This window comes from Actinacidiphila glaucinigra, assembly GCF_900188405.1.
GTDB classification, from domain to species: Bacteria; Actinomycetota; Actinomycetes; order Streptomycetales; family Streptomycetaceae; genus Actinacidiphila; species Actinacidiphila glaucinigra.
The window spans coordinates 32592-54858 of the sequence record NZ_FZOF01000005.1; the positions used below are offsets into that span (position 1 = coordinate 32592).

Sequence of the window (22267 nt, forward strand, 5' to 3'; positions counted from 1 at the left end):
CGTCGACGGAATTACGGCCGTGGTCGGCCGGATCCGCCGGCCGGGGCACGCAAGGGGCCGCCCCGCACGGTGCGGGGCGGCCCCTTCGGCGTCGCGGTTACCGACCCTCGGCGAGGCTCTTCGGGCGGAGGTCCGTCCAGTGGGTCTCCACGTACTCCAGGCACTCCTGGCGGCCGGCCGGGCCGTGGGCGACCGTCCAGCCGGCGGGGACGGTGACGAAGTCCGGCCACAGGCTGTGCTGGCCCTCGGCGTTGACCAGGACGGAGTAGACGCCGTCGGGGTTCTCGAAGGGGTTGCTGCTCATCGGGTGGTTTCCTTCCGTGTGACCAGGGCCGCAAGGGCCCGGAACCAGGTCTGCGCCAGATCCCGGACGGCCTCCTCGGTGAGGAGTTCGCCGGCGTAGGCCCAGTGGGCGCTCAGTTCGGGGCCGCCGGGGCGGTCCTCGGTGAGGGCGTTGAGGGTGAGGGCGTGGGACATGGGCATCCCGGGGTCGGCGTCGAGGTCGGCGGCGTCGCCCTCCGGCGCGTACGACCAGTCGGCGGCCTCTGGGACGTCGAAGCGGCCCATGTAGTTGAACTCGATCTGCGGTTCGGCGAGCCGGGCCAGTTCGGACCCGGTGACCGGGTTGAGGTGGCGCAGCAGGCCGTGTCCGACGCCGCCGGTGGGCGCGGCGGTCAGGTGCTCGCGGACGCGGGCGACGGCCTCGTCGGGGTCGAGGCCCGCGGGGCCCGGGTCGAGACGGACCGGCACGACGCTGGTGAACCAGCCGATGGTGCGGGACAGGTCGGCGTTGCCCGCGAGTTCCTCCTCGCGGCCGTGGCCTTCGAGGTCGACGAGGACGGCGCTGCCGGGCTCGGCGCCGAGCACCCTGGTCCGCCAGTCGGCGACGGCCCGCGCGAAGGCGGTCAGCAGCACGTCGTTGACGCTCGCGCCGTACGCGGCGGGCACCCGCCCGAGCAGCGGCCCGGTGACGTCGGCGGGCAGGGTCAGCGACAGGTAGCGGGTGCTCTCCACGGTGTCGCGTTCCGTGTCCAGCGGGCGGGCCAGCGGCAGCCCGGCGCCGTCCGCGAGGACCGAGGTCCAGCGGGGCAGTTCGTCCTCGCGGGAGGGGTCCTGCGCGCGGGCGGTGAGCAGTTCGGACCAGCGGCGGAAGGAGACGTCCACCGGGGGCAGTTCCGGGGCGCGGCCCGCCGCGACGGCCGCCCAGGCGGCCTCCAGGTCGGGCAGCAGGATGCGCCAAGTCACGCCGTCGACGACGAGGTGGTGCAGGAGCAGCAGCAGCCGACCCGGCCGCCCGGGGCCGGCGTCGAACCACACGGCGCGCACCATGTTGCCGGTGTCCGGGTCGAGTCCGGCCCGCGCGGTGACCGCGTGGGCGGCGATCGCCTCGCGCAGCGCGGTGTCGTCCGCACCGGTCACGTCGGCGCGGGCGAGCCAGGACGCCACGTCGACGGTGCCCGGGGCGGGCACGCGCAGCGCCCACTGCTCGCCGCCGTCGCCCTTGTGGCAGGGCTGGGTGCGTGTGCGTTCCAGGCGGGCGCGGAGCATGTCGTGCCGGTCGGCGACGGCGCGCAAAACCGCCAGCAGGCCGTCCTCGTCCATGCCGGCCGGGGTCTGCAGGAGCGCGGCCTGGTGGTAGCCCCAGACGGGACCGCCGCGCTCGCGCAGAGCGTGCATGATCGGGGTGAGCGGGACGAGGCCGGTGCCGTCGTCGTGGGTGCGGACCAGTTCGTCGCCGGCGAGCGGGACGGCGGCCTCGGCGAGCGAGGCCACGTCGCGGTGCTGGAAGACCTGCCGGGGGGTGATCCGCAGTCCGGCCGCGCGGGCCCGGCTGACGAACTGCATGGCGACGATGCTGTCGCCGCCGAGGGCGAAGAAGTCGTCGTCGGTGCCGACGGCCTCCGCGGGCAGGCCCAGCACCTCGGCGACGATGCCGCACAGGGTGCGTTCGGTGTCGTTGCCGGGCCTGCGCCCGCCGGTGCCCGCGGTGAAGTCGGGGGCGGGCAGCGCCTTGCGGTCCAGCTTGCCGTTGGACAGCAGCGGCAGCCGCTCCAGGACGACCACGGCGGCCGGGACCATGTACTCCGGCAGGCTCGCCGCGACGTGGGCGCGCAGGGCGGCGGGGTCGGCGGTGCGGCCCTCGGCGGGGACGACGTAGCCGACGAGCTGCCGTACGCGGGGCCGGTCCTCGCGGGCGGCGACGACGACCCGGGCCACCGTGTCGTGCGCGGCGAGGGCGGTCTCGACCTCGGCGAGCTCGACCCGGTAGCCGCGGATCTTGACCTGGTCGTCGGAGCGGCCGGCGTACTCCAGCTGCCCCTCCTCGGTCCACCGGGCGAGGTCGCCGGTGCGGTACATGCGCGCGCCGGGCGGCCCGTACGGGTCGGCGACGAAGCGTTCGGCCGTCAGGTCGGGGCGGCCCAGGTAGCCGCGGGCGAGCCCGGCGCCGGACAGGTACAGCTCGCCGGTGACGCCGGGCGGGACCAGGCGCAGCGAGGCGTCGAGGACGTGGGCCCGCGTGCACCGGACCGGGCGGCCCACGACGGGCTTGTCGCTGTCGGCGACCCGTCCGACGAGGGCGTCGACGGTGGCCTCGGTCGGCCCGTACAGGTTGAAGGCCTCGGTGGACTCCAGCGCCGCCAGGCGCGACCAGAGGGCGTCGGGTACGGCCTCGCCGCCGACCCCGACCACGGCCAGCGGGCAGTGCCCGCCCTGGATCAGGCCCGCGTCGGCCATCTGTGCGAGCAGCGACGGGGTGACCTCGATGAAGTCCAGCCCCTCGGCGCGGATGAGGGCGGCGAGGCGCTCCGCGTCGCGGCGTGTCTCGTCGTCCACGATGTGCAGCGCGTGCCCGTCCAGCAGCCACAGCTGCGGCTGCCAGGAGGCGTCGAAGGAGAACGACCATGCGTGGCCGACCCGCAGGTGGCGGCGGCCGGTCAGTTCCCTGGCGCGGTCGTGGAGGTCGTGGCGGTGGCTGTGGAAGAGGTTGGCGAGGCTGCGCTGGGTCACGACGACGCCCTTGGGGCGGCCCGTCGAGCCGGAGGTGTAGATGACGTACGCCGGGTGGTCGGGCGCCGGGGCCTGCGGGTCCGCCTCGGGCAGCCCGTCGAGGGCGTCCAGGTACAGCACCGGGACGTCGGTCGCGGGGAGGGAACCGGCGAGTTCCCGGGTGGTCAGGATCAGCCTCGGCCTGGCGTCGGCGAGCATGTCGAGGACGCGGTCGGCGGGCAGGTCGGGGTCGATGGGCAGGTAGGCGGCGCCGGCCGTCATGACGGCGAGGATCGCCGTGATGTGGTCGGCGGTGCGCGGCAGGGCCAGCGCCACGATCCCCTCGGGGCCCGCGCCCGCGCCGGCCAGCACGCGGGCGAGCCGTCCGGTGTGCGCGGCGAGTTCGGCGAAGGTCCGGGTCACGGAGGCGTCGGTGACGGCGACCGCGTCCGGGGACGCCGCGGCCTGCGCGGCGAACAGGGCGGGGACGGTGGCGTCGGCGGCCCGCGGGAGCGTGGCCGTGTCGTTCCAGGTCTCCAGCAGCAGGCGCCGGTCGGCGTCGCTGAGGATGTCGATGCGGCCGACGGCGGTGTCCGGGTCGGCGGCCATGGCCGTCAGGACGCGGAGCATGGCCGAGGCGATGCGGCCGGCGGCGGCCGGGGTGAACAGGTCGGGGCGGAACTCGGCTGTGAGGCCCAGGCGTTCGTCGGGCTCGACGGCCCAGGCGAACGGGTAGTGCGTGGAGTCCTCGTGCTCGCGCACGGACAGGCGCAGCCCCGGCTCCTCCGGATCCTCCGCGACCGGGTAGGACTCGAAGACCATCAGCGTGTCGAAGAGGTCGCCGAGCCCGGCGCCGCGCTGGATGTCGGCGAGGCCCAGGTGCTGGTGCGGCAGCAGGCGTGACTGCTCGTCCTGGAGGCGGTCCAGCAGGGCGCCGACCGGTTCCTGCGGACGCAGCCGGACACGGACCGGCACGGTGTTGATGAACAGGCCGATCATGGACTCGACGCCGTCCAGCTCCGGCGGGCGTCCGGCCACGGTGGCGCCGAACACCACGTCGTCACGGCCGGTCAGCCGGGACAGCACGACCCCCCAGGCGGCCTGTACGAGGGTGTTGACGGTGAGGCCGCGGCGCCGGGCGAGCGCGCCGAGCGCAAGCGTCAGCTCCTCGTCCGCCTCCACCGTGTGGGTGCGCGGCACGACCGGCGCCCGGTTGGCGTCGGCGGGCACCAGGTGGGTGGGCTCCTCCAGTCCGTCCAGGGCCGCGGCCCAGGCGGCCGCGGAGGCCGCCGTGTCCTGCTCGGCGAGCCAGCGCAGGTAGTCGCGGTAGGGGGCGGTGGCGGGCGGGGTGGTCCCGTCGTGGAGGGCGGTCAGCTCCGCCATCAGGCGGGGCACCGACCAGCCGTCGAGCAGCAGGTGCTGGTGGGACAGGACGAGGCGGTGGCCGCCGTCGCCGGTCCGGGCCAGCAGCAGCCGCAGCAGCGGCGGTTCCGCGGGGTCGAAGCGGCGGCGTTCCTGCAGGAGGAGGCGTTCCCACTCCGCCTCGGCGTCCGGGACGGCCGTGAGGTCGACGTGGCGCCACGGCAGCGGCACCGAGCGCGGCACGACGGCCACGGGGCGGCCGGAGGAGAGGTAGCGGAACCCCGCGCGCAGGCTCTCGTGCCGGTCGAGCAGGGCCTGCCCGGCGGCGCGCAGCCGCTCGGGGTCGAGCGCGCCCTCGATGTCGTACGACACCTGGACGGTGTAGACGTCGGGGCCCTGGTCGCCGGAGTCGAAGGAGGCGTGGAAGAGCAGGCCGGCCTGGAGCGGGGAGAGCGGGAGCGGCTCGGCCGTTCCGGTGCCGGGGAGTTCGGCGCGTTCGGCGTCGGTGAGGCCGGGCAGCAGATCGGTGCCGGCTGCCGCGTCCCGGCGGACGGTGTCGGCGGCGACGGCCGCCAGGCCCGCGGGGGTCTTGTGGCGGAAGACGTCGCGCGGCGTGATCGTCAGCCCGGCGGCGCGGGCCCGGACGACGAGCTGCATGGCGACGATGCTGTCCCCGCCGAGGGTGAAGAAGTCGTCGTCCGCGCCGACGCGTTCGAGGCCGAGGACGGCCGCGACGAGTTCGCACATGCGCTCCTCGCGCGGGGTGCGCGGCGCGGTCGCGGTGACCTGGGCGGCGAAGTCCGGCGCGGGCAGTGCCGCGCGGTCGAGCTTGCCGTTCGGCGTCAGCGGGAGGGTGTCCAGGACGACGAAGGCGGCGGGCACCATGTGCTCCGGGAGCGCGGCGGCGGCGTCGGCGCGCAGGGCCGCCGGGTCGGGCTCCTGCCCGGCGGCGGGGACGACGTAGGCCACCAGGCGCTCGTCGCGGAGCAGGACGGTGGCCGAGGCGACCTCGGGACGCCGGGTCACCGCGGCCTCGATCTCGCCCGGTTCCACGCGGAAGCCGCGCAGCTTGACCTGGTCGTCGGCGCGCCCCAGGTACTCCAGCTCGCCGTCGCGGGTCCAGCGGGCCAGGTCGCCGGTGCGGTACATGCGGCTCCCCGGTTCCCCGTACGGGTCGGCGACGAAGCGCTCGGCGGTCAGCGCGGACCGCCCGAGGTAGCCGCGCGCCAGCTGGACGCCGGCGAGGTACAGCTCACCCGGTACGCCCGGGGGAACCGGGCGCAGCGAGGCGTCCAGCACACGGGCGCGGGTGTTCCACACCGGGCGGCCGATCGGGACGGTGGCCGCCCCCGGCGTGACCTGGTGGGCGGTGACGTCGACGGACGCCTCCGTGGGGCCGTACAGGTTGTGCAGCCCGGCTGCGCCCAGCACCTCGTGGAAACGGGCGGCGAGCGGGGCGGGGAGCGCCTCGCCGCTGCAGATGACGCGGCGCAGGCCCGTGCAGCCGGCCGCGGCGGGCTCGTCGAGGAAGGCGCGCAGCATCGACGGCACGAAGTGCGCCGTGGTGACGCCGGACCGCTGGATCAGCCGCGCCAGGTAGGCGGGGTCCTTGTGGCCCTCGGGGCGGGCGACGACGAGCGTCGCACCGGTGATCAGCGGCCAGAAGAACTCCCAGACCGACACGTCGAAGCCGGCCGGCGTCTTCTGCAGCACGCGGTCCTCGGCGGTCAGGCCGTAGGTGTCCTGCATCCACAGCAGGCGGTTGACGATGCCCTCCTGCGGTACGACGACGCCCTTGGGGCGGCCGGTCGAGCCGGAGGTGTAGATGACGTAGGCGGGCCGGCGCGGGTCGTAGGCCTGCGGGAGCGGGCCGGTGGGGGCGTCCGCCGCCGGTGTGCCGTCGGCGTCGACCAGCAGGCGCGGCGCGCCGGTGTCCGGCAGGGCCACGCCGTCGGTGGTGACGACGCACGCCGGGCGGGCGTCGGCGAGCATGAACGCCAGCCGCTCCGCGGGGTAGCCGGTGTCCAGCGGCAGGTAGGCGCCGCCGGCGCGGTGGACGGCGAGCAGGGTGACGACCAGGGCCGCGGTGCGGGGCAGCGCGACCGCCACCGTGGTCTCCGGGCCGACGCCGGCGCCCGCGAGGACGTGGGCGAGGCGTTCGACGCGGGCGTCCAGCTCCGCGTACCCGACGGCGGTGTCCTCCACCAGCAGCGCGGGCGCGGACGGGCTCGCCGCGGCCTGGGCGCGGAACAGCTCGGGGAGGGTGAGGGCGGACACGGGGTGGCCGGTGGCGTTCCACTCCTCCAGGACGCGGGCGCGTTCGCCGTCGTCCAGTACGTCGAGGTGCCCGATCGGCCGCTCCGGTTCGGCGGCGGCCTGCTCCAGCAGCCGTTCCATGCGGCGGGCGAGGAGTTCGGCGGTCGACCGGTCGAAGAGGTCGGCGCTGTACTCGATCCAGCCCTGGACGCCGTTGCCCTCGCCCTGCTCGACGAAGTCGAAGCTGAGGTCGAACTTGGCGGTGTCCTGGGCGAGCGGCTCCGGCCGCGCCGTGAGGCCCGGCAGCACGGGCGCCCCGGCGCGCTCGGCGAGGTGGACGACCATCACCTGGAACAGCGGGTGGCGGGCCAGCGAGCGGCCCGGGTTGAGTGCCTCGACCAGGCGCTCGAAGGGCAGTTCCTGGTGCTCGTACGCGGCCAGGTCGGCCGCCCGGACGCGACGCAGCAGCTCGGCGAAGCCCGGGTCGCCGGACAGGTCGGTGCGCAGCACGAGGGAGTTGACGAAGAAGCCGACCAGGTCCTCCAGTCGCTCGTCCGCGCGTCCGGAGACGGGCGCGCCGAGCGGGATGTCGTCGCCCGCGCCGAGCCGGTGGAGCAGGGCGGCGACGGCGGCCTGGGACACCATGAACATGCTGGCGCCCTCGCGGCGGGCGAGCGCGCGCAGGGCGCGTTCCTGTTCGGGCCGGATCGTGAAGCCCACGGTGCCGCCGGTGTGGGAGGACTCCAGGCGGCGCGGCCGGTCGGTGGGCAGCGCCAGTTCCTCGGGGAGGCCGCGCAGGGTCTCGGTCCAGTAGGCGAGCAGGTCGTCGCCGGAGTGCTCCAGCAGTTCGCGCTGCCAGAGCGTGTAGTCGGCGTAACTCACCGGAAGCGGCGCCCAGTCGGGGGCGCGGCCGGCGGCGCGCGCGGCGTAGGCGGTGCCGAGGCCGGCGAGCAGGGCCCGGTCGGACCACTCGTCGGTGGCGATGTGGTGCAGCACCAGCAGCAGTACGTGCTCGTCCTGCCCGGTCGCGGACAGGGCCGCGCGCAACGGGAGTTCGCGCTCCAGGTCGAACGGCCGGGCGGCGATCGCGGGCAGTTCGTCCGGCGATGCGCCGCCGAGCGTCACGCGCGCCCGCTCCGGGGCCAGGACGTGCTGGTGGGGCACACCGTCCACGGCCGGGAAGACCGTGCGCAGGGTGGTGTGGCGGGCGACGAGGTCGTTCAGCGCCTCCTCGAGCGCGGCACGGTCGAGGGCCCCGGTGAGACGCCAGGCGGCGGGGAGGTTGTAGGAGGGGTCGGCGCCGTCGACCTGGTGCAGCAGCCACAGCCGGTGCTGGGCGGAGGACAGCGGCAGCCGCTCGGGCAGGGCGCGGCCGGTGGTCAGGGCCGGGCGCTCCCCGGCGCCGGGGCCCTCCAGGAGGGCGGCGAGCCGGGCGACCGTGGGCGCGTCGAAGACGGCCCGCAGCGTCACCTCCGCGCCGAGCACGGTGCGGACGCGGCTGATCAGGCGCATCGCGAGCAGCGAGTGCCCGCCGAGGGCGAAGAAGTCGTCGTCGATACCGACCCGTTCCAGGCCCAGCACGGCGGCGAACTGCCCGGCCAGCAGCTCCTCGCGCGGGGTACGCGGCAGGCGGCCGCCGACGGCCGAGGAGAGGTCGGGCGCGGGCAGCGCCGCGCGGTCCAGCTTGCCGTTGACGGTGCGCGGCAGGGCCGCGAGGGCGACGAACGCCGCGGGGACCATGTGCTCGGGCAGCGCGGCGGCGACGCGGGCGCGCAGCGCGGCCGGGTCGGGCTCGTGGCCGGGGGCGGGGACGACGTACGCGACCAGGCGCGGCACGCCGGGGGTGTCCTCGCGGACGAGGACGGCGGCCGCCGACACACCGGGACCGGCGGTGAGCACGGAATCGATCTCGCCGGGCTCCACGCGGAAGCCGCGGATCTTGACCTGGTCGTCGGTGCGGCCAAGGTACTCCAGGAAACCGTCGGCCCTGCGGCGCGCCAGGTCGCCCGTGCGGTACATGCGCTCGCCGGGGAGGCCGTACGGGTCGGCGACGAACCGCTCGGCCGTCAGGTCCGGCCGGCCGAGGTAGCCGCGGGCCAGGCCCGCACCGGCGAGGTAGAGCTCGCCGGGCACGCCGAGCGGTGCCGGGCGCAGCCGCTCGTCGAGGACGTACGCGCGTGTGTTGTCCAGCGGCGCCGCCCACTCGGGGGGACCGCTGTGGCGTCCGTAGGCGTCGACGGACGACTCGGTGGGCCCGTACAGGTCGTGCACCTCGGTGCCGGGGAGCGCCGCCAGCCGCTGCCACAGGGCGGGCGGGGTGGCCTCGCCGCCGACGGTCAGGACGGCGGGGGCGTGGCCGCCGGGGGCGAGGAAGCCGTGGTGCATGAGCTCACCCAGGTAGGTCGGGGTGAGGTCGACGTAGTCGGCGGCCTGTGCCTCCAGGTGCGCCAGGAGCGCGGCGGGCTCCGTCATCGTCGTCTCGTCGACGACGTGGAGCTCGTGGCCCGCGAGCAGCCACAGCAGCGGGTCCCAGGAGGCGTCGAAGCTGAACGAGGCGGTGTGCGCGGCCTTCAGGACCTCGCGGCCGGTGGCGCGGACGGCCGGTTCGATCATGTCGCGCAGGTGCGCGCCGAAGAGGTTGGACAGGCCCCGGTGGGTACCGACGACCCCCTTGGGGGTGCCGGTGGAGCCGGAGGTGTAGATCGTGTACGCGGCGCTCAGCGCCGGGTACCCGGCCGGGCGCGTGAACTCGCCCTCGGCGGGCGGGCCGTCGTGCAGCAGACGCACGGCACCCGGCACGGCCGGGAGGCGTTCGGCGAGTTCGGCGGTGGTCAGCAGGCAGACCGGGCCCGCGTCGCGGAGCATGAACTCCAGGCGCTCGGTGGGCAGTGCGGGATCCAGCGGCAGGTAGCCGGCGCCCGAGGCGAGCACGCCGAGGATCGCGGGGACCATGGCGTGCCGCGGCAGCGCGAGGCCGACGACGGCGTCCTCGGCGGCGCCGTGTCCGCGCAGCAGCGCGGCGATGGCGTCGACGCGGGCGCCCAGTTCGGCGAAGGTCAGGGCGCCCTCGGCGGTGACCAGCGCCGTCCGCTCCGGGTGGGACCGGACGGTGTCGGCGAGGATCTCCGGCACCGCGCGGGTCTCGGCGGGGTGCCGTGCCGTGTCGTTCCATGCGACGGCGGCGGCCTCGTGCTCGGCGGGCGTGAGCAGGTCGAACCCGGCCAGCGGGAGGTCGGGGTGGGCCGCGGCCTGCCGCAGCAGCAGGACCAGCCGGGCGACGAGCAGCGCGGCGGTGGCCTCGTCGGCCAGGTCGGTGGCGTACTCCAGCAGCAGCGCCAGCGGGTGCGCCTCGCCGTGGTCGACGAAGGTGAAGTCGAGGTCGAACTTGGCCGTGCCGGTGTCCATGTCGAACCACTCGGTGGGCAGCCCGAAGACGTCGGGGTCGCCGTCCGGGCGGTGGTGGTAGCCGAGCATGACCTGGAACAGCGGGTTGCGGCCCGCCGCACGCGGCGGGTTCACCGCTTCCACGACCCGGTCGAAGGGCATGTCCTGGTGCTCGAAGGCCGCCAGCGCGGACTCCCGGACACGGCCCAGCAGCTGACGGAACGTCAGTGCCTCGCCGGACAGGTCGGTGCGCAGCACGAGGGTGTTGACGAAGAAGCCGACGAGGTCGTCCAGACCGCTGTCGGTGCGGCCGGCGATGGGCGCGCCCAGAGGGACGTCCTCGCCCGCGCCGAGGCGGTGCAGCAGAGCGGCGGTCGCGGCCTGGAAGAGCATGAACATGCTGGTGCCGGTCGCGGTGGACAGCTCCCGCAGCTCCCGGCCGAGGTCCGCCGGGACCTCGCCGCGCACGATCGCCCCCGCGCCGGTGGGTGCGGCGGGACGCGGCCGGTCGAGCGGCAGCCTCAGTTCCTCGGGCAGGTCGCGCAGCCGCTCGGTCCAGTAGGCGAGTTGTGTGCCGCCGACCGTGCCGAGGAGACGCTCCTGCCAGAGGGTGTAGTCCGCGTACTGGACGGGCGGCGGCTGCCAGGCCGGGGCGGAGCCCGCGGCGCGGGCGGCGTAGGCGGCCGTCAAGTCCGCCATGAAGGGGCGGTCGGACCACTCGTCGGTGGTGATGTGGTGCAGCACGACGGCCACTACGTGGTCGTCCGCACCGACCCGGAACACCTCGCAGCGCAGCGGCAGTTGCTCCGACAGGTCGAAGGGGCGGCGCTGGGCTCCTGCGACGAGCCGGGGGAGGTCGGCCTCGGCGCACTCGGCGACGGAGAACTCCGGCACGGCCTCGGCGGCGGGGACGATCCGCTGGTACGGCTCGCCGTCCTGTTCGCCGACGAGGGTGCGCAGCGCCTCGTGGCGGCCCGCGACGTCGCCCAGGGCCAGGCGCAGGGCGTCGGTGTCGAGGGCACCGCGCAGCCGGAAGACCAGCGGGAAGTTGTACGCCGCGCCGCCGCCGGTGAGGCGTTCCACCAGCCACAGTCGGCGCTGCGCGGCGGACAGCGGAACGAGGCCGGGCCGTTCGGCGGCCGCGGTGAGCGCGGGGCGCGCGGGACGTCCGGCGTCGGCGCGGACCGCGAGCAGGGCGGGCGTCGGGGCCTCGAAGAGGTCGCGGATGGCGAGCTCGGCACCGAGTTCGGTGCGGGCCCGGCTGACCAGGCGGGTGGCGAGCAGCGAGTGGCCGCCCAGGTCGAAGAAGCCGTCCTCGGCGCCCACCGACGGCAGCCCCAGCACCTCGGCGAACAGGCGGCACAGCACCTCTTCCTGCGGGGTGCGCGGTCCTCGTCCGCCGCCGAGGGCGACGGCCGGTTCCGCGTCGGGGAGCGCCCGGACGTCGAGCTTGCCGTTGGCGTTCATCGGCAGCCGGTCGAGGGTGACGAAGGCCGCCGGGACCATGTACTCGGGCAGTTCGCGCTTGAGGTCCTCGCGCAGCACGCGCACGAGGGCGCTCGCGTCGCGGGCCGCCGCGGGTTCGTTGGCGTACGGTGCGCTGCCGCCGCCCGCCCGGTACAGCCCGGCGGTCGTGCCGGTGACGCCGGCGGGGACGAACACGGCCTCGTAGGTGCCCGTCTCGGCACCCCACGTGGTGAGCACGCGGTATCCGAGACCGGCGCCCAGGTCGTGCAGGGCCTCCGGGTCCACGCCGTCCGGCCGGACGCGGCCGTCCGGCACGCCGGTGACGCGCAGCCGCTCGGGGCGCTCCTCGCGCAACCGCTCGGGAAGCCCTGGCGACCAGGCCGCCTCGGGCTCGTCGCCGAGCCGGAGGGAGGGCTCCGCGCGGTAGAGCACGGCGTCGTAGCGGTGCCGGGTCAGCTCGTTGTGGTGGTGTCCGCGCTTGGTGCGCAGGTCGAGTCCGTACCCGAGGTTCGCGAAGAAGTCGGGGTCGACCAGGAGTTCCTTCTCCAGGCGCAGGCCGCGCTCCACGGCCCGCTCGAACTCCGCGCCGCCGGTGCCCCGGGCGCGCTGGATCTCGGAGTGGAAGGTGCGGGCGAGCCGAAGGTTGCGGACGTCGCCGACGAAGAGCGCGCCACCGGGGGCGAGCAGCTCCATGGCGCCGCGCACGACCGACTCCAGGTAGGCCGCGCTCGGGAAGTACTGGATGACGGAGTTGACGACGACCGTGTCGAAGTACCCGGTGGGCAGCCCCTCCAGGTCGTCGGCGGGCCGGCAGCGCAGCTCGACCTTCGCCGCCAGCTCCGGGTCGCGCCGCAGCTCCTCGCCGATCTTGCGGATGACGGGGGCGGCGAAGTCGGTGGCCCAGTACGCCTCGGCCTCCGGGGCCAGCCGGGACAGCAGCAGGCCGGAGCCGACGCCGATCTCCAGGACGCGGCGCGGGCGCAGTTCGCGGATGCGGGCGAGGGTGGCCTCGCGCCACTCGTGCATGTCGTCGAAGGGGATGGGCTGCCCGTCGTAGGAGCTGTCCCAGCCCGCGTACTCCTCGGTGAAGACGGCGGTGGAGATTTCCTCGTACTCGTCGGAGTAGATCTCCTGCCACTCGCCGACCTGGGCGCGCTCGGTGGACTCGCGCTCGGCGGCGTCGGCGGGGGCCGGGACGACGTAGCCCACCAGCCGGTCGTCGCGGACGACGACGGCGGCCTGGGAGACGCGCGGATGGCGGCTGAGGGCGCTCTCGATCTCGCCGGGCTCGACGCGGTAGCCGCGGATCTTCACCTGGTCGTCGGTGCGCCCGAGGAAGTCCAGGTTCCCTTCCGGGCCGCGCCGCACCAGGTCGCCGGTGCGGTACATCCGCTCGCCGGGCTCGCCGAAGGGGTCGGCGACGAACCGCTCGGAGGTCAGCGCCGGCCGGTCCAGGTAGCCCCGGGCCAGGCCGATGCCCGCGATGTACAGCTCGCCGGGCACACCGTCCGGTACCGGGCGCAGCCAGGCGTCGAGGATGTGGGCGCGGGTGCCGCGGATCGGGCGGCCGACGGTCGGGGTGGCGCTGTCGTGGGTGCCGCCGCCGAGGGTGTTGATGGTGTACTCGGTCGGGCCGTACAGGTTGTAGCCGTAAGTGCCCTCGGTGTCGCGCAGCCGTGTCCAGACCGTCTCGGGGACGGCCTCGCCGCCGAGCAGCACCAGCGGCGGGACGTGCCCTTCGAGCAGCCCCTCCTCGATGAGCAGCCGGGCGTAGGTCGGGGTGACGTTGACGACGTCGATGCGGTGCCGCTCGCAGTAGGCGGTCAGGGCGTGGGCGTCGCGGCGCAACTCCTCGTCGCAGACGTGCACCTCGTGGCCCTCGACGAGCCACAGCAGTTCCTCCCACGACATGTCGAAGGCGAAGGAGACGGTGTGCGCGACGCGCAGCCGCCGCCCGCCCGCGGACGCGATGGCCGGTTCGAAGATCTCCTTCTGGTGGTTGAGCTGCATGTTCGTCAGGCCCCGGTAGGGGGTGACGACGCCCTTGGGGCGGCCGGTGGAGCCCGAGGTGTAGATGACGTACGCGGGGTGCTCCAGGCTGAAGTCCGCGAGGACCGGGGCGTCGGACAGCCTGGCCAGCTCGCCGGCGACGGCCGGGTCGTCAAGGAGAACGCGCGGGGTGCCGGCGTCCAGGGTGGCGGAGACGGCGGCGTTCGTCAGAAGCAGCAGCGGGCGGGCGTCCTCCAGCATCAGGGAGAGCCGGTCGGCGGGGTGGTCCAGTTCCAGTGGCAGGTAGGCGGCGCCGGTGCGCAGTACGGCGAAGAGGGCCACGACCATGTCCAGGGACCGCGGCAGGCCCAGCGCGACGACCTTCTCCGGTCCCGCGCCGCGGGCGAGCAGCAGCCGGGCCGTGCGGTTCACGGCGGCGTCCAGCTCGGCGTAGGTCAGGGTGCGCTCGCCGAAGACGAGCGCCGTGGCGTCCGGGGTCCGGGCGGCCTGTGCGGCGAGCAGGTCGGCGACGGTCTCGGTGGGGTCGGGAACGCGGCTGCCGGCCCACTCCCTCTCCAGGGCGGCGTGTTCGGCGGGCAGCAGCGGGTCGAGACGGCCGACGGGGGCCGTCAGGTCCTCCGCCATGCGTTCCAGCAGCAGCGTGAAGCGGTCCAGCAGCGCGCGGGCGGACTCGTGCGGGACGACGTCGGGCCGGTGCGCGAGGGTGACGAGGACGCGCTGTCCCGGCGTCACGATCAGGTTGACGGGGTAGTGCGTGGCGTCCACGTTGGCGACGGCGGTGGCGCCGTGCTCGGTGCGCAGCCGCTCCAGCCGGTCCTCGGTGTCGTTGTTGCGCAGGACGAAGAGGGTGTCGAACAGCCGCCGGTGGCCGGTCTCGGCCTGCAGCACGCCGAGGCCCAGGTACTCGTACGGCATGAGTTCCAGCCGTTCGCCCTGGATGCGCCGCAGCAGGTCGAGGACGGTCTCCGCCGGGTCGAGGGCGACGCGTGCGGGGACGGTGTTGAGGAACATGCCGATGACGTGCTCGACGTCCGGCACTTCGGTGGGCCGGCCCGCGACGGTCGTGCCGAAGACGACGTCGGTGCGGCCGGTCGCGGAGGCCAGGGTCAGGCCCCAGGCGGCGTTGAGCACCGTGTTGAGGGTGAGGCCGTGGGCGCGGGCCCGTTCGCGCAGCGAGTCGCCGAGTTCCGCGGGGAGCAGCGCGTCCAGCTGCTCGGGGATGACGGGTTCCAGGCCCGCGTCGGCGACGGCCGGGACGAGCAGGGTGGGCTCCTCCAGGCCCGCCAGGGCGGTGCGCCAGGCCGCGGTCGCGGCGGCGTCGTCCTGGGTGCCGAGCCAGGCCAGGTAGTCCCCGTAGGAGCCGGGGCGCGGCAGTCCCGCGTCGTCGCCGCCCGCCGCGTAGAGGGCGAAGAGCTGGTCGAGGAAGAGCCAGGCGGACCAGCCGTCCCACAGGATCAGGTGGCGGCCGATGACGAGGCGGTCGCCGTGCTCCGCGCCGCGGCGTACGAGCAGCATGCGGAACAGGGGCGGCGCCGACAGGTCGAAGCGGCGGGTGCGCTCCTCGTCCATCAGGGCGCGCAGCCGCGCCTCCTGCTCGGCGGCGGGCAGGGCCGACAGGTCGGCCGTCTCCAGCGGCACCTCGGGCTCGGCGACGATGAACTGCACGGGCTGGCGCAGCCCGTCGCTGGTGAACCCGGCGCGCAGGCCCGGGTTGCGGGCGAGCAGGGTGCGGGCGGCGGCGCGCAGCCGGTCCTCGTCCAGGCGCTCGGCGAAGTCGAAGGTCTCGTGGACGGTGTAGACGTCCAGGGCGCCGTCGTCGTAGGCAGAGTGGAAGAACAGGCCTTCCTGGAGGGGCGCGAGCGGCCAGACCTCGGTGACCGCTCCCCCGGCGGCGCGGTGGACGCGCCCGGTCTCCTCCGGCGTCAGCTCCGGGCGGACGGGCCCGGTGCGGTCCGCGGCGGCGGCGCCGGTGCGGGCGGCCAGGGCGAGGGCGGCGGGGGTGCGGTGCTCGAAGACGTCGCGCGGGGTCAGTTCGAGACCGGCGGCGCGGGCGCGGCTGGCCACACCGATGGAGCTGATGCTGTCGCCGCCGAGGAGGAAGAAGTCGTCGTCGGGCCCTGCGTCCGGCAGGCCGAGGACGGCGGCGAAGACCTCCGTCAGCGTCCGCTCGCGGTCGGTGCGCGGGGCGCGGGCGGCGGCGCGTTCGGCCTCGGGCGCGGGGAGCGCGGCGCGATCGAGCTTGCCGCTGGGGGTCAGCGGAAGTGCGTCCAGCACCACGAAGGCGTCAGGGACGAGCGGCGCGGGCAGCACGTCGGCCACGGCGGTGCGCAGGGCGGCGGTGTCCGGCCGGGAGTCGCGCGTCGGGACGACGTACGCGACGAGGCGCTGCTCGCGCACCGTCACCGCGGCCTGGGCGACCTCCGGGAGCCGTACGAGCGCTGCCTCGGTCTCGCCGGGCTCGATGCGGTTGCCGCGCAGCTTGACCTGGCGGTCGGTGCGGCCCAGGTACTCCACGATTCCATCGGCACGGCGACGCACGAGGTCGCCGGTGCGGTACATGCGGGCGCCCGGCGCGCCGTAGGGGTCGGCGACGAATCGCTCGGCGGTGAGCGCGGAGCGGCCGTGGTAGCCGCGGGCGAGCTGCACACCCGTCAGGTAGAGCTCGCCGGGCACACCCTCCGGCACCGGGTGCAGGCAGGCGTCCAGCACCCGCAGTCCGGTGTTCCACACGGGGCGCCCGATGGGCACGGTGGTGTCCGGGGCGCCGTCGAAGGGGTGGTGGGTGACGTCGACGGCGGCCTCGGTGGGGCCGTAGAGGTTGTGCAGCGGCACTCCGGTGAGCGCCCGCCAGCGCTCGGCGGCACCGCCGGGCAGGGCCTCGCCGCTGCTCAGGACGCGGCGCAGGCTCGCCGCCCACGACGCGTCGGCGGTCACCTCCGGGGTGCTGAGGAAAGCCTCCAGCATGGAGGGCACGAAGTGCATGGTGGTGATCCGCTGTTCGCGGACGAGTCCGGCGAGGTAGGCCGGGTCGCGGTGCCCGTCCGGCCGGGCGAGGACGACGGCGGCGCCCTCGCACAGCGGCCAGAAGAACTCCCACACGCTGACGTCGAAGCTGGAGGGGGTCTTCTGCAGGACGCGGTCGCCGGCCGTCAGGCCGTACTCAGCCTGCGTCCACGCGAGGCGGTTGACGATGGCGCGGTGGGTGACGACGACGCCCTTGGGACGGCCGGTGGAGCCGGAGGTGTAGATGAGGTACGCAGGGTCGTCGGGGCCGGCCGCGTCGCCCGCGACGGTGTCGGCGTCGTCCCCGGCAGGGGCGTCGACCAGCAGCGGCGTCAGACCCTCCACGGCGGGCAGCCGCGGGATGTCGGCCGCCGTGGTGACGACGGTGGCCGCACCGGAGTCGGCGAGCATGTAGGCGACGCGCTCCGCCGGGTAGTCCAGGTCGACGGGCAGATAGGCCGCGCCGGACTTGAGGACGCCGAGCAGCGCCACCATCAGCTCCGCCGAGCGCGGGACCGCGACGGCCACGAAGCGCCCGGGGCCCGCGCCGCGGGCGCGCAGCCGCGCGGCCAGTGCCTCTGCGCGCGCGTCGAGTTCGGCGTACGTGAGGGTGGTGTCGCCGTACACGACGGCGGTCGCGCCGGGTGTACGGGCGGTCTGCTCGGCGATGGCGGCGGGCAGCGTGGTGCCGGGGACGGCGCGGACGGCGCCTTCCAGGTGGGCGGTGTCGTGCTCGCGCGGGGTGAGCAGGTCGACGGCGGCCACCGGGCGGCCGGGGTCGTCGGCGATCGCCTCCAGCAGCAGCGTGAGCCGGGCGCCGAGGGCGCGGACGGCGTCGGCGTCGATCCTGCGCGCGTGGTGCTTGAGCCGCAGGTCCATGCGGCGGCCGGGCTTGACGATGAGCGCGAGCGGGTAGTGCACGGTGTCGTGGAAGGCGTGGCCGGTGACGCGCACGGTGCCCGAGGGGTCGGCGAGTCCGGTCTCGGCGGGGTAGTTCTCGAAGACGACGAGCGTGTCGAAGAGTTCGCCGCCACCCGCGTGCCCGGCGGCACGCTGGATCTCGGCGAGGCCGAGGTGCTGGTGGTCCAGCAGGGCGCTCTGCTCGTCCTGCAGGCGGCGCAGCAGCGCGCCGAGAGCGGTGGCCGGGTCCCAGGCGAACCGGGTCGGCAGGGTGTTGATGAACAGGCCGACCATGGAGTCGATGCCGTCGACGGCGACGTCGCGACCGGAGACGGTGGTGCCGAAGACGACGTCCTGCTGTCCGGTCAGCCGGCCCAGCAGCAGGCCCCAGGCGCCCTGCACGACGGTGCCGAGGGTGACGCCGAGTTCCCGGGCGCGGGCCGCGAGGCGGGCCGTGGCACGCTCGGAGAGCTCGACGCGGATCTGCGCGGGCTCCACCGGGCCGCCGTCGGCGGGCGCGTCCACAAGGCGTGTCGGGCCCTCCAGCCCGGCGAGCGCGGTACGCCACGCGGCGCGGGCGGCGTCCTGGTCGGCGGCGGCGACGCGGCGCAGGTAGCCGGCGTAGGCGGGCACCTCGGGCAGGGGCGCCGGGTCGGGGGCGTACAGGGCCATCAGCTCGCGGTGCAGGACGGGCAGCGACCAGCCGTCCGCGACGATGTGATGGAACGTCAGCAGCAGGCGGCTGCGGTCCGCGCCCAGGCGGACGAGCGCGCAGCGCAGCAGGGGCGGCCGGGCCAGGTCGAAGGGGCGGGACCGCTCGTCGGCGGCGACGGCGTCCGCGAGGCCCCGGCGCACGTCGCCGTCCTGCGCGGACAGGTCGACCTCGCGCCAGGGCAGCACGGCGCCGGCGGTGACGAGCTGGACGGGCCGGCCGTCGGGGAGCTGGCGGAAGCAGGCGCGCAGCGGCGCGTGCCGCTCCAGGAGCCGTTCCATGGCGCGGCGCAGCGCGGCGCCGTCGACGGGGCCGGACAGCTCGACGGCCTGCTGGACGACGTAGGTGTCGTGCTCGGCGCCGTCGACGAGGGCGTGGAAGAAGAAGCCCTCCTGCAGCGGGCCGAGCGGCAGCACCTCGTCGACGCCGACCGTCAGGTCGCCGCGTACGGCGGCCAGTTCGGCGTCCGCCAGCGACACCAGGGGCGCGTCCTCGTCCCCGGCGGCGTCGTCGTCCGGGCCGCCCTCCCGGGCGACCTCGGCGAGCGCGGCGACGGTGCGGTGGCGGAACACGTCGCGCGGGGTGAGGCGCAGCCCGGCGCGGCGGGCGAGCACCAGCAGCTGGATCGCGACGATGCTGTCGCCGCCGAGGGCGAAGAAGTCGTCGTCGATCGTGACGGTCCGCACGCCGAGGGCCCGTGCGTACAGGGCGCACAGCAGTTCCTCGCGGGCGTCGCGCGGGGTGCGGCCCGAGCTGAGGGCGGCGTAGTCGGGGACGGGCAGGGCGGCGCCGTCGAGCTTGCCGCTGGGCGTGACCGGGAGGCGGTCCAGGGGCACGAGGGCCGCGGGAACCATGTACTCCGGCAGGAATTCCGCGGCGTGCGCGCGCAGCGTCCGCATCAGCGCGGTGACGTCCCGGAAGGGGGCGGGCCGGTTGGCGAGGGGGCGGCCGCCGCCGGGCCGGTAGAGCGGTCCGGGGTCGGCGCCCTCGGGGACGAAGACGGCGTCGACGCTGCCGTCGTCCGCGTCGCCGGTCCAGGTGAGGGCGGCGGACAGGCCGTAGCGCGCGGCGAGTTCGTGCAGCGCTTCGGGATCGACGCTGCCGGCGCCGTCGGCGCCGGGGCGGCTGCTGTCGTCGAGGACGGCGAGGGCGTCGAGGTCCTCGGCGAGGCGGGCGTTGGGCACGGCGGTGACGCGCAGCCGCTCCGGGCGCGCGGCGAGCCGGGTGTCCAGGGCGTCCAGGCCGCCGAGGGCGGCCCAGGCGATCTCCTCGGCCGTGTCGGGGGCGGCTTCCGTCGCCGGGCGCAGTTCGACGTCGTAGCGGTAGCGGGTCAGCTCGTTGTGGTGGGTGCCGCGCTTGACGCGCACCTGCGCGGCGAAGCCGTCGAGGCCCGCGAACCAGTCCGGGTCGACGAGGAGTTCGCCCTCCCAGGCCACCGAGCGGTCGACGGCGGCGCGCAGCGCCTCCTTGTCGCCGGCGGCGCCGGCGTCGGCCCCGCCGCCCGCACCGCGGCGGCCCTCCACGGCGGCGCGCAGGGTGCGCAGCAGCCGCAGGTTGCGGACGTCGCCGACGAAGAGGGCGCCGCCGGGCGCGAGCAGCGCGGCGGCCTTGCGCAGCACGTCCTCGAGGTAGTCCGCGCCGGGGAAGTACTGGGCGACGGAGTTGATGACGACGACGTCGAAGTGCCCCTCGGGCAAGCCCGCCATGTCGTGCGCGGGGCGGGCCGACAGCTCGACGCGCCCGGCGAGTTCCGGCACGTCGCGGATCTGGGCGCGCAGCGCGGCGACGGCCTCCTCGGAGACGTCGGTGCCCCAGTACGCCTCGCAGCCGGGGGCCAGGCGGGACAGCAGCAGGCCGCTGCCGACGCCGATCTCCAGGACGCGGCGCGGCGCGAGCGCGGCGATGCGCTCGACGGTGGCCGTGCGCCACTCGCGCATGTCGGCGAGCGGGATGGGCAGCCCGTCGTACATGCTGTTCCAGCCGGCGAAGTTCTCCCGGAAACCCTCGGAACCCGCCGCGGAGTACAGGAGTTCGTGCAGGTCCTTCCACTCGGCGACCTCGGCCTCGCCGTCGAGCGACGGCACGACGTACGCGGCCAGCCGCCGGTCGCCGGGCCGGTCCTCGCGGACGACGACGGCGGCCTGGGCGACGGCGGGGTGGGCGCGCAGCACGGACTCGATCTCGCCGGGCTCGATGCGGAAGCCGCGGATCTTGACCTGGCTGTCGACGCGGCCGAGGAACTCCAGGCGTCCGTCGACCTTCCAGCGCACGAGGTCGCCGGTGCGGTACAGCCGCTCCCCCGGCTCGCCGAAGGGGTCGGCGACGAAGCGCTCGGCCGTCAGGTCGGGCCGCCCGAGGTAGCCGCGGGCGAGTCCGGCGCCGCCGAGGTAGAGCTCTCCCGCGACGCCCGCGGGGACCGGTCGCAGCCGGGCGTCGAGCACGTAGGCGCGGGTGCCGGGGTCGGGCACGCCGATGGGGACAATGGTGCCGGCCGGGGTGTCGGGGTCGCACAGGCCGAGGGTGGAGTTGGTGGTCGCCTCGGTCGGGCCGTAGGCGTTGAACATCATGCGGCCGCGCGCGTAGCGGCCGACGAGTTCGGGCGAGACCCGCTCGGTGCCGGCGAGCAGCGTCGCCTCCGCGGGCAGGTGCACGTCGTCGGGCATGGCGGCGAGCAGCGCGGGCGGCAGGATCATGAAGGTGATGCCGTTGGCGTTCGCGTAGTCGGCGAGCGCCGGCCCCGGGACGCGCCGCTCCGAGGGCACGACGACGAGTCGTCCGCCGGAGAGCAGGCCGAGGCACAGGTCCCAGAAGGCGACGTCGAAGCTCGGGGAGGCGAACTGGAGCACCCTGCTGTGCGGGCCGATGCCGAAGCGCTCGCTCTGGGTGGCGACGAGCTTGGCGACACCCGCGTGGGAGAGGACCACGCCCTTGGGCCGGCCGGTGGAGCCCGAGGTGTAGATGACGTAGGCGGCGTTGGCGACGGTCAGCCGGCCGTCGAGGTCGGGGGCGTGGTCCGGCAGCCCGGCGAGTTCGGCGACGGTGTCCGGGGCGTCGACGATCAGCGTGGGCACCTCGCCGGGCAGCTCGGCGGCGACCTCGGCGGTGGTGAGGAGGCAGACGGGGGCGGCGTCGGTGAGCATGTAGGCGACGCGGTCGGCGGGGTAGTCGGTGTCGACCGGCAGGTAGGCGGCGCCGGACTTGAGCACGGCGACCTCGGCGACGATGAGTTCGGCCGAGCGCGGCACGGCCAGCGCCACCACCGTCTCGGGACCGGCGCCCCGGGCGGCCAGGGCGTGGGCCAGCCGGTTGGCGCGGGCGTCGAGTTCGGCGTAGGTGAGGCGGACGTCCTCGAAGACCAGGGCGGTCTCGTCGGGCCGGGTGCGGACCTGCTCGGCGAACATGGCGGGCCAGGTGGCGAGCGGGACGTCGTGCCCGGTGTCGTTCCACTCGTGGAGGACGCGGTGCCGTTCCGGTCCGTCCAGCAGCACGAGGTCCCCGACGGCGCGGCCCGGGTGCGCGGTGGCGTCGGCGAGCAGGGTGGCGTAGTGGCCGAGGATCCGGTCGACGGTCGGCGTCTCGAAGAGGCCGGGGCGGTACGACGCGTGGACCTCGCCGGGTGTCACCCGCAGTGCGAGGTCGAGCGGGCCGCCGGCCCAGTCGCCCGCGGCGAAGCCGGTGTTGCAGAGGAGGCCGCCGCCGCGGGTCTGCGCGGCGCCCAGTTCGGCGGCGAGTGCGTCGGCGGGGACGCGGTGGGCTCGGGCCTGCTCCGCGGCCTCGCGGACCCCCGCGGTGAGCCCGGCGAAGGTGGTGTCCGCGGTGAGGGCGACGCGCAGCGGCAGCCCGTCGTGGGCGAGGACGAGGTCGGTGGCGCCGCCGCCGTAGTGGTGGAGCAGGGCGACGTACGCCGCCAGGTGCGCTTCCTCCCCCGCGTGCGTGCCGGGCAGCGCGCGGGAGCGGACCGCGGTGGGTCCCGCGGGTTCTTGCGGATACGGGAGGTCGATGGGGAGGACGGTCTCCTGTGCGAGCGGAATCAGCCGCTCGCGCCAGAAGTCCTTTGCCGTCGTCACCAGTTCTTCGTTACCCGACACAGGTGCCCGTGCCTCCCCAGACGTGCGGATCCGACTCGGACGAGCCGCGACCGCTCGCCATATTAAGGTAAGCATTACCTAACTTGATAGCCCTGCC

Annotated in this window: 2 protein-coding genes; both read right to left on the reverse strand. The window is 75.5% G+C overall.

The features are described 5' to 3' along the window. Window positions 1-97: 97 nt before the first annotated feature. Window positions 98-304 (reverse strand): MbtH family protein, encoded by a 207-nt coding sequence (locus CHF15_RS11455; protein WP_089223619.1) that lies wholly within the window; start codon window positions 302-304, stop codon window positions 98-100. Next, window positions 301-22170, reverse strand: coding sequence for a non-ribosomal peptide synthase/polyketide synthase (locus CHF15_RS11460; RefSeq protein ID WP_410169632.1), 21870 nt, complete (start codon window positions 22168-22170; stop codon window positions 301-303). Before CHF15_RS11460 ends, CHF15_RS11455 begins: the two co-directional genes overlap by 4 nt. Window positions 22171-22267: the final 97 nt, after the last annotated feature.